Origin of the sequence: Planococcus sp. 11815, from assembly GCF_051096385.1 — a bacterium.
Lineage (GTDB): Bacteria > Bacillota > Bacilli > Bacillales_A > Planococcaceae > Planococcus > Planococcus citreus.
Window position 1 is genome coordinate 1,547,947 of record NZ_CP096991.1, and the last position, 12,535, is coordinate 1,560,481.

The 12,535-nt window shown below is 49.7% G+C and carries 13 protein-coding genes and 1 riboswitch; of the genes, 12 read left to right on the forward strand and 1 reads right to left on the reverse strand.

The features are described 5' to 3' along the window. Window positions 1-4: 4 nt before the first annotated feature. From comGC to gcvPB, 8 genes are all read left to right on the forward strand, one after another. The gene (gene comGC / locus M1Q06_RS07885; RefSeq protein WP_058380892.1) at window positions 5-322 is read left to right on the forward strand and encodes a competence type IV pilus major pilin ComGC; all 318 of its coding nucleotides are present in this window, start codon (window positions 5-7) and stop codon (window positions 320-322) included. Then, complete coding sequence (gene comGD, locus M1Q06_RS07890; protein ID WP_434402849.1) at window positions 316-750, forward strand: competence type IV pilus minor pilin ComGD; 435 nt, start codon at window positions 316-318, stop codon at window positions 748-750. Before comGC ends, comGD begins: the two co-directional genes overlap by 7 nt. Window positions 751-763: 13 nt before the next feature. Then, window positions 764-1,036, forward strand: a complete 273-nt coding sequence (locus M1Q06_RS07895; RefSeq protein WP_434402650.1) for a hypothetical protein — start codon at window positions 764-766, stop codon at window positions 1,034-1,036. After that, a complete protein-coding gene (locus tag M1Q06_RS07900) occupies window positions 1,024-1,464 on the forward strand; it encodes a competence type IV pilus minor pilin ComGF (RefSeq protein WP_434402652.1) in 441 nt (146 codons plus the stop codon). The genes M1Q06_RS07895 and M1Q06_RS07900 overlap by 13 nt, the downstream gene beginning before the upstream one ends. A 200-nt stretch (window positions 1,465-1,664) precedes the next feature. Beyond that, entirely contained in the window at window positions 1,665-2,189 is a 525-nt protein-coding gene (locus tag M1Q06_RS07905) for a shikimate kinase (protein WP_434402654.1), read from the forward strand. Between the two features lie 130 nt (window positions 2,190-2,319). After that, window positions 2,320-2,410: riboswitch (glycine riboswitch) on the forward strand. A 148-nt stretch (window positions 2,411-2,558) separates the two neighbouring features. Further along, window positions 2,559-3,659, forward strand: coding sequence for a glycine cleavage system aminomethyltransferase GcvT (gene gcvT, locus M1Q06_RS07910; RefSeq protein ID WP_434402656.1), 1,101 nt, complete (start codon window positions 2,559-2,561; stop codon window positions 3,657-3,659). Window positions 3,660-3,686: 27 nt separating this feature from the next. Beyond that, entirely contained in the window at window positions 3,687-5,054 is a 1,368-nt protein-coding gene (gene gcvPA, locus M1Q06_RS07915; protein ID WP_434402657.1) for an aminomethyl-transferring glycine dehydrogenase subunit GcvPA, read from the forward strand. Next, window positions 5,047-6,519, forward strand: coding sequence for an aminomethyl-transferring glycine dehydrogenase subunit GcvPB (gene gcvPB, locus M1Q06_RS07920; RefSeq protein ID WP_121299955.1), 1,473 nt, complete (start codon window positions 5,047-5,049; stop codon window positions 6,517-6,519). The genes gcvPA and gcvPB overlap by 8 nt, the downstream gene beginning before the upstream one ends. A gap of 42 nt (window positions 6,520-6,561) precedes the next feature. Here gcvPB and M1Q06_RS07925 read toward each other — a convergent pair whose 3' ends face one another. Next, window positions 6,562-6,942 carry a rhodanese-like domain-containing protein gene (locus M1Q06_RS07925; RefSeq protein ID WP_058380884.1) on the reverse strand — a complete coding sequence of 127 codons (381 nt, stop codon included), beginning with the start codon at window positions 6,940-6,942 and terminating at the stop codon, window positions 6,562-6,564. A 388-nt stretch (window positions 6,943-7,330) separates the two neighbouring features. Between M1Q06_RS07925 and M1Q06_RS07930 the strand changes: the two genes are divergently transcribed. From M1Q06_RS07930 to efp, 4 genes are all read left to right on the forward strand, one after another. Next, entirely contained in the window at window positions 7,331-9,889 is a 2,559-nt protein-coding gene (locus tag M1Q06_RS07930) for a vitamin B12-dependent ribonucleotide reductase (protein ID WP_434402659.1), read from the forward strand. A 435-nt stretch (window positions 9,890-10,324) separates the two neighbouring features. Beyond that, a complete protein-coding gene (gene aroQ / locus M1Q06_RS07935; RefSeq protein WP_434402661.1) occupies window positions 10,325-10,765 on the forward strand; it encodes a type II 3-dehydroquinate dehydratase in 441 nt (146 codons plus the stop codon). Window positions 10,766-10,770: 5 nt separating this feature from the next. Beyond that, window positions 10,771-11,829 (forward strand): M24 family metallopeptidase, encoded by a 1,059-nt coding sequence (locus M1Q06_RS07940; RefSeq protein ID WP_121299949.1) that lies wholly within the window; start codon window positions 10,771-10,773, stop codon window positions 11,827-11,829. A 20-nt stretch (window positions 11,830-11,849) separates the two neighbouring features. Next, window positions 11,850-12,410: an elongation factor P gene (efp, locus tag M1Q06_RS07945; protein ID WP_121299947.1), complete on the forward strand. Its 561-nt coding sequence runs from the start codon at window positions 11,850-11,852 to the stop codon at window positions 12,408-12,410. Window positions 12,411-12,535 lie beyond the last annotated feature (125 nt).

Sequence of the window (12,535 nt, forward strand, 5' to 3'; positions counted from 1 at the left end):
TACGATGAAACGATTAAAAAACCAACGGGGCTTTACACTTATTGAAATGTTGATCGTCATGTTGATCATCACGGTATTGATTGCTATCGCCATCCCGAATGTCTCGAAACAGACATCGGCGGTCGATGAAAAAGGCTGTAAGGCATTTGTGCAGATGGTCCAGGGTCAAGTGGAATCCTACCGAATGGATAAAAAAGCCGTGCCGGTGATGGCGGATTTGGTATCCGAAGGCTATTTGAAAACAGGAGAGACGAGCTGCCCGAACGGGGAAGTGATCAATATTTCAGTTGACGGCGTGGTGAGCTCATCAAAAGCATCTTAAAAAGCAGTTCAGGCTTTACATTAATTGAAATGCTTCTCGTGTTGATTGCGGTCGGAATCAGTACCTCACTTGTCGTGGCTTCCGCTGCGCCGCTCGAAAAAAAGCGCGAAGAAGACCGGTTTTTTGTGTTGCTGGAACAAGACATCCATTATGCCCAAAGCCAGAGCTATTTACTCGGGACATCGGTAGTCTTGACTTTCCGGGACCATAAGCCGGGCTATGAAATAATGTATGGCTTAAGCCATCCGGGATACATCAGGACCATGCCAAAGTCGATCAGCTTGAACGCATCCAGCAATCTTAGCGAAGTATACTTCATGCCGAATGGCTCGATCCGCCAGCCAGGCACCTTGCGCTTTTCGACCAGCAGCGGTGAAAGGGCGGTGACGGTCCATCTTGGAAAAGGGCGCGTGGTGGTTTCAAAATGACAAGGGCATCTCCGTGGCGGAAACGATGCTCAGCCTGTTTATGGTATTTCTAATCTTCGGTTCGCTCCTGCCGCTCGTCCATGATATGCAAGTGAGGCTCGAACTGAAAAAAGAGCGCCTCGCCGCTTATGAGACCTTGCACGAAGCAGCAAAAACCATTGCCGCTACAGGCAGTATTGAAGGCCAGCGCTCGGTGAACGGTACACTGTATTCCTGGCAAGCGAATGGCCATTGTGTTGACTACGTGGATTTTCAAGGAAAGCAGGTGCGCTTATGCATCGAGTGAACATCCGATCGTCAAACGGATTTACGTTTCTCGACAGCTTGCTGGAGTTATTGGCATTATCGATCATACTGCCGCTTGCCGCGATGTTCTATTTGTTCAGTTCGCATATGCTGGTGGATCTGGATTCCGGCGCAACGGAGTTCCGGCTGTTTGCGCTGGAGCTGCAGCAGTATCTGGATGGCAGCGAACAAATTTACATCATGCGCGATGGAAAAGGCGTTCGCATTGTTCGTGAAGGGGTTGTTTACGATATCGAATTGTATGGCAGCGTTGTGCGCAAGAGAAAAGACCAGCTTGGCCATGAAATCATGCTAACCGATGTGAAAAACAGCTTTTTTCAAATGGAAGGCAAGCGTTTAACCATCCAGTTGGAGTTCAGAAGCGGCGCAAAGGAGGAGGCCGATTATGCGCTCTCGCTTCCTGATTAGCCAATCCGGCGCAGTCTATCCGCTATCCCTCGTGTTCTTTCTGTCCGCATTGGCGCTGTTATCCCATATGGTGCTGCTTTATGCGATTGAATATCAAACTTATGATAGTTTGGAAAATGTTCATAGAAATGCTACTATACAACTACTGATGGAAATTGGGCAAAATAAAATCCCTGAGTAGGGTAGTACGGGTGGGAACAATGAACAGAATATATTTGATCGGTTTTATGGGCTGCGGCAAAAGTGCGGTCGGCAGGAGGCTAAGTTTTTTATTGAAGATGCCCTATTATGACATGGACAAAGAAATCGTCCGTCAAATGGGCATGACGATACCGGAAATCTTCGAGCGTTTTGGCGAAGAATATTTCAGGAATCTCGAAACGGAATTTTTGCAAAATTTGCAACAGGATCATTGCATCATCTCTACCGGTGGTGGCGTCACAATGCGCAAAGTGAACCAGCGCCTCATGCGCCAGACGGGGCTCGTGTTATTCTTGGATGCACCGTTCAAGGAAATCTGGCGGCGTATCCATAAAGACCCGAACCGCCCGATCGTCAGGCGCTCGACGCGCGAGGAAATCGAAGCGCTCCACAAATCGCGTTACCGTGATTACAAACGGACGGCGCACATCACCATACGGACCGAATACCGCACGCTGCGGCAGATTACCCAATATGCTGCATTTCAAGTTAAACGCCTGAAAACGAATGATTGGAACGCATAATAATAAAACATTCGTGTTTTAGGCGTTAAGGTAAAAAAGATTGCGCTTTCGTCATTTCAATGTTAGGATGTAGTCGAAGTTATACTATTCTGTATAGCGGGATGGACCAATTCAACATTGATTTGGGCGGATGATTGTACGGGGAGAGAACGCATTGGCGTCGCCGAAGGAGCAAATGATTACATCATGAATCTCTCAGGCAAAAAGACTCGTACAGGACGCATCTCTGGAGAATGCTGACGATGTGCAGCTACCGATGAGGAAAGCCGTTACGGTAAACTTTCAGGTGCCAGGACAGAGAATTCCCTTTTAGTTTAAAGGGAATTCTCTGTCCTTTTTTGTGCGCTTTGAAAACAGGAGGGAAAAAGATTGGGACAATTGAAGCGAACACCTTTGTTTGACTCGTATGCCCGCTACGGCGGCAAAACGATCGATTTCGGCGGATGGGAATTGCCGGTGCAATTTTCTTCCATCAAGGACGAGCATGAAGCAGTACGCACTAAAGCAGGATTATTCGATGTTTCCCATATGGGCGAGATATTCGTCTCGGGCCCGGACAGCTTGTCTTATTTACAGAAATTGCTGACCAACGATGTATCAAAGCTTCAGGACGGCCAAGCGCAATACACAGCAATGTGTTATGAAGACGGTGGCACGATCGATGATTTGCTCGTCTACAAACTCGAAGATGAGCGCTACCTGCTGGTGGTCAATGCATCGAATATCGACAAGGATTTCGAATGGATGCAAAAACATCTTGAAGGCGAAGTCGAACTGGATAACGCTTCTGAACGCTTTGGCTTGCTGGCGTTGCAAGGGCCTCTAGCTGAGAACGTGCTGGCTGCGTTGACGGAGGAAGACTTGTCATCAATCCGCCCATTCCGCTTCAAGGACCAAGTAGAAGTTGCTGGACAGCGAGTGTTGGTGTCACGCACTGGCTACACGGGAGAAGATGGATTTGAAATCTACGGCAGCCCAGAAGCTGTCACTGCACTATGGGACCGGATCTTGGAAACAGGTGAATCGGAAGGCGTCGTGCCAGCAGGACTCGGTGCACGCGATACGCTGCGTTTTGAAGCGGGCCTTGCGCTTTACGGGCAAGAATTGTCGAAAGACATCACACCGCTTGAAGCTGGCATCGGATTTGCCGTCAAATTGAAAAAAGACTCCGACTTTATCGGAAAACAGGCTTTGGTGGATCAAAAAGAAGCCGGGGTACCCCGCAAATCCGTCGGCATCGAAATGATCGACAAGGGCATCCCGCGCCATGGCTATGTAGTTTACAAGGGCGATGAGAAAATCGGCGAAGTCACCACCGGTACACAGTCGCCGACATTGAAAAAGAATATCGGGCTGGCTTTGCTGGATGCTAAGCATAATGAGTTGGACACGGAAGTGGATGTCGAAATCCGCAATAAGCGGCTTAAAGCAAAAATTATCGCAGCGCCATTTTATAAACGCTCTAAATAATCCGAATAAAGAAGGGGACTGCACACGATGAAACATCGCTATCTACCAATGACTTCCCAAGATGAAAAAGACATGCTCGAGACGATTGGCGTCCAATCGATCGACGAATTGTTTTCGGACATTCCTGAAAAAGTACGCTTTAAAGGCGAATACAACATCAAGCCTGCAAAATCTGAATCGGCCTTGACGAAAGAATTGGCACAGCTCGCCGGCAAGAACGCGGATTCTGTCCGCTATGCCTCTTTCCTCGGCGCGGGTGTCTATGACCATTACAAACCGATCATTGTCGATCACGTCATCTCCCGTTCTGAATTTTACACAGCCTATACGCCATACCAGCCAGAAATCTCCCAAGGGGAATTGCAGGCGATCTTTGAATTCCAGACAATGATCGCTGAACTCACCGGCATGGATATCGCGAACTCTTCCATGTACGATGGCGGAACAGCGCTCGCAGAAGCAGGCATGCTCGCAGCCGGCCAGACGCGCCGCAAGAAAATCCTCGTTTCCCGTGCTGTCCATCCGGAGTCGAGAGATGTTGTCCGCACGTATGCACTCGGGCAGTCAATCGATGTGGTGGAAATTCCGCTCAAAGACGGCCGCACGGATATCGACGCCTTGAAAGAAATGATCGATGAAAATACCGCGACCGTCATGGTCCAATACCCGAACTTTTTCGGTCAAGTTGAGAACTTAAAAGAAATCGAGCCGATCGTCCACGAAGCAGGCGCTTTGTTCACGGTATCGTCCAACCCTCTGGCACTCGGCGCATTTACGCCTCCTGGGAAATTCGGCGCAGATATTACCGTCGGCGACGCACAGCCGTTCGGCATTCCTGAAGCGTTCGGAGGCCCTCATTGCGGCTATTTCGCTGTAACGCAGAAATTGATGCGCAAAGTTCCAGGACGCCTTGTCGGCGAAACGACAGACGATGAAGGCAGACGCGGATTCGTATTGACTTTGCAAGCGCGCGAACAGCATATCCGCCGCGATAAAGCGACGTCGAATATTTGCTCGAACCAAGCCTTAAATGCGTTGGCGGCTTCTGTTGCCATGACAGCGCTCGGCAAGGAAGGCACGAAGGAAATCGCCGTGCAGAACATTACCAAGACCCATTACATGAAGCAACAATTGAAGAAATCCGGATTCGAGATTGCATTCGACGGTGCCCATTTCAATGAAATTGCTGTCAAGCTCGGCTCATCGGTCAAGGAATTGAATGCGGCTTTGTTTGAGAAAGGCATGATCGGCGGCTATGATCTTGGCTTGAGCTATGACGAGTTGCAAGGGCATATGCTGATTGCGGTCACTGAGCAGCGTTCTAAAGAAGAAATCGACGCGTTTGTACAGGAAATCGATGCATTCGTGCGAGAAACGGAGGCTTCCCATGCATAAAGACAACCAGCCACTCATTTTTGAAATGACCAAACAAGGCCGTGTCGGCTACAGCCTGCCGGAACTTGATGTGCCGGAAGTGGATTTGACTGAATTGCTCGGCCAAGAACTAGTACGCGAAGAGTTTGCGGAATTGCCGGAAGTCTCGGAACTCGACATCATGCGCCATTACACAGCGCTTTCAAAACGCAACCATGGCGTTGATTCCGGATTCTATCCGCTCGGCTCGTGCACGATGAAATACAATCCGAAAATCAATGAATCCGTTGCCCGCTACTCCGGGTTCGCGAACATCCACCCGCTGCAGGAAGAATCGACTGTCCAAGGCGCGATGGAATTGATGTATGACCTTCAGGAACATTTGAAGGAAATTACCGGCATGGATGAAGTGACGCTTCAGCCCGCTGCGGGTGCACACGGTGAATGGACGGGTCTCATGATGATCCGTGCTTTCCACGAAGCAAATGGTGATTTCAACCGCACGAAAGTCATCGTGCCGGATTCTGCCCACGGAACGAACCCAGCTTCTGCAACAGTCGCTGGATTCGAGACAGTGACTGTTAAATCGAACGAGCACGGCCTTGTCGACCTGGAAGACTTGAAGCGTGTAGTCGGCGACGACACCGCGGCACTCATGCTGACAAACCCGAACACGCTTGGCCTTTTCGAAGAAGACATCCTAGAAATGGCATCGATCATCCACAAAGTCGGCGGCAAGCTGTACTACGACGGGGCGAACTTGAACGCCGTCATGTCAAAAGCACGCCCTGGCGACATGGGCTTTGACGTTGTCCATTTGAACTTGCACAAAACCTTCACAGGCCCGCACGGCGGCGGCGGCCCAGGATCTGGCCCGGTTGGCGTCCAAGCGGACCTGATCCCGTATTTACCGAAGCCGATCCTCGTCAAGACCGATGAAGGCTATACATTCGATTACGACCGCCCTGAATCCATCGGACGCGTCAAGCCATTCTATGGCAACTTCGGCATCAATGTCCGTGCCTATACGTATATCCGCACAATGGGGCCGGACGGCTTGAAGAAAGTCACTGAATATGCCGTATTGAACGCCAACTACATGATGAGAAGGCTCGCACCTCATTTCGATTTGCCGTACGACCGCCATTGCAAGCATGAATTTGTGTTGAGCGGGCGCCGCCAGAAGAAACTCGGTGTCAGAACGCTCGACATGGCGAAGCGCCTGCTCGACTTCGGTTACCATCCGCCGACGATCTACTTCCCGCTCAATGTGGAAGAAGGCATGATGATCGAGCCGACCGAGACGGAATCGAAAGAAACGCTGGATGACTTTATCGATGCAATGATTCAGATTGCGCGTGAAGTGGAAGAAAATCCGGAGATCGTCCAAAATGCGCCGCATACGACGGTCATTAACCGGCTGGATGAAACGAAAGCAGCCCGCAAGCCGGTTCTTCGTTACCAGAAACCGACAGACAGCGAATGACATAAAAAAAACCCCGGAAGCATTTGCTTTCGGGGTTTTTGATTATTTGGATTTGATTTTGCCTGTCCATTTTTTGAAGCCGCCCTGCAATTGGAACAATTGCTCATAGCCTTTTTTCTTCAGGAACAATGCGACGCGTCCGCTTCTTGCCCCGTTCTGGTCGTACAGATAGACCGGTTTGTCGGCGCGGATTTCCTTGTAGCGCTGGCGCAATTGCGATTGCGGGATGTTGCGCGCCCCGAGGATATGGCCGGCTGCGAAATCTTTTGGTTCCCGGACATCGATGAGCTGCGCTTTTCGGTAGCCTTGGATAAATTCTTCCTGGTTGAGATCGGTGACCGCTTTGCGGATGCGGAGGAAGGAGACGACCGCAAAAATGAGGATGGCGATGACGACACCCAATGTGATATACAATAATTCCACTGTTCTTGCCCCTTTCTATACTTACTCATTATAAGAGATAAGGTGACGGATATTCAATGGCTATGTTACAGTAATCGGGGCAAATCAGAGGCAATCCTGTGAAGCCTGCGGGCAGGAAGCGCGCTGTAGCTGGACTTTCAGTTGTCAAGTGCTTTCAACAGGAAATTAAATCGATTTTTGCGCTGATTTATGCGAACATACGTGTCTTTCGTCTCATTTTAACAAAAGCCAAATCGCGAAACCCTTGTCATTGCTCGGTTATCTGCCGAGTCGAATTTTCCATCAGAAAAATGTCATTGCGAGTGAGTTTCAATATATAGTATCATGGGAATTGTAATAATACTATATATAGTGTTAACTCCATATAATATAAAGGAGGATTTGTCAAATGGTTTCCGCCACACAATCCGAATATACATTAAACGTCGAGTCCCTGAACAAAGACATTGAAGCTTTCCCGCAAGTCCACGCGGTAACGAAGGACATGAAGAAAACCCATAAAGGCGTATCCCGCCTGGTCATGATCGACCGCTATTCCTTCAAGGACACCAGCAAAAGCACATTGAAGCCGGGCGATTTCGTCGTGTTGACGGTCAAAGAAGACCCGAAATTCCCAGCACGCGGCCTCGGATATATCGTCTCGATCGACCAAGATGCGAACAAAGCACGCGTCTGGATCGAAGAAGATTACCGCAGTGCCATCGATAACCCTGAAGAAGTAGAACAAGGCATAGTCAACCGGCCGATCGATGTTATCGAAAAACCGCTCGAAGTATTTTACGAGCAAATCGCCAAACGCAATGCCACTGGCCTTTCTGCAGTCGAGAAAACCCCAGAAAAGCAAAGTGAATGGTTCACGAAATTCTATGAGCAGCTCGTCAACTTGAATTTCGTCCCGGCTGGCCGTGTGCTGTACGGGGCAGGCGCTGACACCGATGTCACGTATTTCAACTGCTACGTCATGCCATTTGTCGCCGATTCGCGTGAAGGCATCTCAGACCACCGCAAGCAAGTGATGGAAATCATGAGCCGCGGAGGCGGTGTCGGGACGAACGGCTCGACTCTTCGCCCGCGCAATACACTCGCTCGTGGCGTCAACGGCAAATCATCCGGTTCTGTTTCGTGGCTTGACGATATCGCGAAACTGACGCATCTGGTCGAACAGGGCGGTTCACGCCGCGGCGCCCAGATGATCATGCTTGCTGACTGGCATCCGGATATCGCGGAATTCATCATTTCCAAAATGCAAAACCCGCGTATTTTGCGTTATTTGATCGAAAACACAGAAGACGAAACGATCAAACGCCTGGCGAACGATAAATTGAAATTCAAACCTTTAACTGAGCAGGAAGAAGCGATGTACCAAGGCTTGCTCAACTACCGGACCATTCCGGGCATGGGTGGATTCAACGAAAAAATCATGCGCGATGCAGAAACGAAACTGCGCGACGGCGGCACGTTCTCCGTTCATAACGAAGAATTCCTCACTGGCGCCAATATTTCCGTCACCTTGACGAAAGACTTCATGGAAGCAGTCGAAAAAGACGAAGATTTCGAATTGCGCTTCCCGGCAGTTGAATCGTATTCGAAAGAAGAGATGGCGGTCTATAACGAAGAATGGCATAAGATCGGCGATGTCCGCGATTGGGAAAAAATGGGCCATAAAGTCCGCACATACCGCGTGATCAAAGCGCGCGAACTATGGAATTTGATCAATGTATGCGCGACCTATTCCGCAGAACCTGGTATCTTCTTCATAGATAATGCCAATGAAAAAACGAATGCCACTGCATACGGCCAAAAAGTCGTAGCGACGAACCCGTGCGGTGAACAGCCGCTTGCGCCTTATTCCGTTTGCAACTTGGCGGCTGTCAACTTGGCACGCTTTGCTGATCCGAAAACGAAGCAAGTCGATTTTGAAGCTCTCAAAGAAACGGTGCGCGTCGGTGTGCGCATGCAAGACAACGTCATCGATGCAACTCCTTATTTCCTGGAAGAAAACCGCATCCAGGCACTCGGCGAACGCCGTGTAGGCCTTGGCGTCATGGGCCTTGCCGATTTGCTCATCTATTCGGACCGTGAATACGGCTCCCCGGAAGGCAACGAGCTGGTCGATGAGATCTTCAAGACGATTGCAGTCGCAGCTTATGAAGCTTCTACAGAGCTCTCTGAAGAACGCGGCAGCTTCCCATTCCTCGTCGGCGAAACAGATGCAGAAACGGAGAACTTGCGCCGTGCATTTACCGAAACCGGCTTTATGCAAGGGATGCCGGAAGAAATTCGCCAAGCGGTGCTCGACAAAGGGATCCGCAACTCCCATCTATTGACGGTTGCGCCGACAGGCTCGACTGGTACGATGGTTGGCGTATCGACAGGCTTGGAACCATATTATTCGTTTACTTATTACCGCAGCGGGCGCCTCGGGAAATTCATCGAAGTAAAAGCGGATATCGTCCGTGAATACTTGAAGAACAACCCAGACGCAGATGAAGAGAATTTGCCGCAGGCGTTCATCACGTCAATGGACCTCGCACCAGAAGCGCATGCCGATGTTCAGTGCATTATCCAGCGCTGGATCGATTCCTCGATTTCGAAAACGGTCAACGCGCCGAAAGGCTATACCGTCGAACAGGTTGAAGGCGTCTATGAGCGTCTCTACAAAGGCGGGGCCAAAGGCGGCACAGTCTACGTCGACGGCAGCCGTGATTCACAAGTGCTGACATTAAAAGCTGAAGACAATACTTTCGAAGAAGACCACAAGGAAGAAGACACTGGCAAGCGCCCAGTCGTCTTGATCGACACGATCCAAGACTTGCGCTCGACCAATGTCACGATCGGATCGGAAGTAGGCAATACCTGCCCTGTTTGCCGTAAAGGGACAGTGGAAGAAATGGGCGGATGCAATACATGCACGAACTGTGCAGCCCAATTGAAATGCGGACTGTAACAAAAAACTTCATATAGCCGGAGAAATATTCTCCAGTGACAAAAAGCGGAAGCCAAATAGGCTTCCGCTTTTTCAAGCTGTTGAGAAAGGTAAGAAATCGTATTTTCCGAAGCTTATCGCTCGCTTTCCGTGGGCTCGCGCCCAAGCCTCCTCAGTCGCTTTGCGCCTTGCGGGGTCTCGGTCGTCTCGCTAATCCACAGGAGTCGAGCGAACGCTTCTCCCAATACTTAGAAAGATCATTGATTATTGAATGTAGAAAAAATGACTCCATTCTAGTTCGTTATGGATTAATAGACTTCTTCAACACTCTGAAAAAGCGGAAGCCAAAATAGGCTTCCGCTTTTTTGTTTGCATAAGCGTCTCCGTCTTCTGGCTTGCCGCTAATTGATCGTATGCTAAAATGGAAAAGGAAAGCCAAGAAAGGGGTGCAAGGGCATGAGAGTCCTGGTGTTGAACGGTCCCAATTTAAACCGTCTCGGCAAACGCGAAAAACAAGCGTACGGAAGCTTTACATTGCAGGAGCTGGAGCAGGAACTGGTGGATTTTGCTGACAGTGAAGGCTTTGAGTTGGTCTGCCGGCAGTCCAATCATGAAGGGGAACTGATCGACTGGATCCACGGTGCGGACGATGATGCCATTTCCGGCATCGTCTTGAACGCCGGTGCCTATACGCATACGAGCATCGCGATACGCGACGCCATCGCATCGGTCCAAGTGCCGGTCGTTGAAGTACATATTTCCAATATCCACGCACGTGAAGAGTTCCGCCACTATTCCCATATCGCGCCGGTAGCCATCGGGCAAATCGCCGGCTTCGGCAAGGACGTCTATCGGCTGGGGCTCCAGTCGCTCTTGCTTCGACAACAGAAAGGATGAAACTGATGAAATTGATGAAACTGCGCGAACAAATGCAAAAGCGGGAACTGGATTCCCTGCTGGTGACAAATCCGTATAATCTTCGTTTTATTACAGGCTTCACCGGAACGGCTGGGCTTGCGCTCATCACGCCGAATGATGCTTGGTTCATTACCGATTTCCGCTACACTGAACAAGCAGGAGAGCAAGTCAAAGAATTCAAAGTGGTCCAAGCGCAAAAAGGCTTGATTGACGAAGTGGCGCGAATCGCTAAGGAAGCGGCAGTCGAACGGTTGGCATTCGAACAGGATTATATGACCTTTGCCACATATTCGCAGTATCAGGAAAAATTATCTGCAACGCTCGAACCGGTTAGCGGTCTGATTGAAAAGTTGCGCATGGTGAAATCTCCTGAAGAACTAGAAGTGCTGAAAGCGGCAGCCAAGATTGCTGACGATGCGTTCGAACATATCTGCTCTTACATCAAGGCGGGAATGACAGAACTGGAAGTTTCGAATGAACTGGAATTCTTCATGCGTTCACAAGGCGCAACTTCTTCTTCGTTCGACATCATCGTCGCATCGGGCTTGCGCTCGGCATTGCCTCATGGCGTTGCATCCAATAAGAAAATCGAACAAGGCGACTTGATCACGCTCGATTTCGGCGCCTTGTACAATGGCTATGTATCGGACATCACGCGCACGGTGGCAGTCGGCGAACCGTCTGACAAGCTTAAGGAAATATATCAAGTGGTCTTGGATTCACAAGTGCTGGCGCTGGAGAAAATCAAGCCGGGCATGACGGGAATCGAAGCGGATGCCATCGCACGCGATTACATCAAGTCAAAAGGCTACGGGGAAGCGTTCGGGCATTCAACCGGCCACGGCATCGGTCTCGAGGTCCACGAAGGGCCGGGGCTGTCGTTCCGTTCGGAAACTGTCCTTGAACCCGGAATGGCTGTCACGGTCGAACCGGGCATCTATTTGCCGGGAATTGGCGGAGTGCGCATAGAAGATGATATACTGATTACCGAAACGGGGAATGAGCGCTTGACGCATTCTTCAAAAGAGCTTCGCATTTTATAACAAATGGAGGAACTATTATTATGATTTCAGTAAACGATTTTAAAACAGGATTGACCATCGAAGTGGATAACGATATTTGGCGCGTGATGGAATTCCAGCACGTCAAACCGGGCAAAGGTGCGGCATTCGTCCGTTCGAAGCTCCGTAACTTGCGCACTGGAGCGGTCAATGAAAAAACATTCCGCGCCGGTGAAAAAGTCGCGAAGGCGCAAATCGATAACCGTAAAATGCAGTATTTGTATTCGAATGGCGATATGCACGCATTCATGGATACAGAAACTTACGACCAGATCGAATTGCCGGAAAAGAGCATCGCCTATGAGTTGAAATTCCTGCAGGAAAACATGGATGTACAAGTTATCCAATACCACGGCGAAGTACTGGGCGTCGAATTGCCGAACACAGTTGTCTTGGAAGTGGCTGAAACAGACCCAGGCATCAAAGGAGACACAGCAAGCGGCGGATCGAAACCGGCGATTCTTACAACAGGGCTTTCTGTCCAGGTGCCATTCTTCATCAACCAAGGGGATAAACTAATCATCAATACGACCGATTCTTCATACGTCTCGCGTGCCCAATAAGTAGGAAAGGCCTCTTTTAAGGGGCCTTTTTTTAAAATGTCGGCCTTGCTATTTCAAAATGATTCAAAAAAGTCTAAAATGGTGGAGTAGCTAAAATTAAATACATAACAGGGGAGTAGGTATTA

Excerpts from the sequence above, each read along its gene's own strand:
- comGC (WP_058380892.1), top strand. The coding sequence starts at position 5 with ATGAAACGATTAAAAAACCAACGGGGCTTTACACTTATTGAAATGTTG.
- M1Q06_RS07900 (WP_434402652.1), top strand. The coding sequence starts at position 1,024 with ATGCATCGAGTGAACATCCGATCGTCAAACGGATTTACGTTTCTCGAC.
- M1Q06_RS07905 (WP_434402654.1), top strand. The coding sequence starts at position 1,665 with ATGAACAGAATATATTTGATCGGTTTTATGGGCTGCGGCAAAAGTGCG.
- gcvPA (WP_434402657.1), top strand. The coding sequence starts at position 3,687 with ATGAAACATCGCTATCTACCAATGACTTCCCAAGATGAAAAAGACATG.
- gcvPB (WP_121299955.1), top strand. The coding sequence starts at position 5,047 with ATGCATAAAGACAACCAGCCACTCATTTTTGAAATGACCAAACAAGGC.
- M1Q06_RS07930 (WP_434402659.1), top strand. The coding sequence starts at position 7,331 with ATGGTTTCCGCCACACAATCCGAATATACATTAAACGTCGAGTCCCTG.
- aroQ (WP_434402661.1), top strand. The coding sequence starts at position 10,325 with ATGAGAGTCCTGGTGTTGAACGGTCCCAATTTAAACCGTCTCGGCAAA.
- M1Q06_RS07940 (WP_121299949.1), top strand. The coding sequence starts at position 10,771 with ATGAAATTGATGAAACTGCGCGAACAAATGCAAAAGCGGGAACTGGAT.
- efp (WP_121299947.1), top strand. The coding sequence starts at position 11,850 with ATGATTTCAGTAAACGATTTTAAAACAGGATTGACCATCGAAGTGGAT.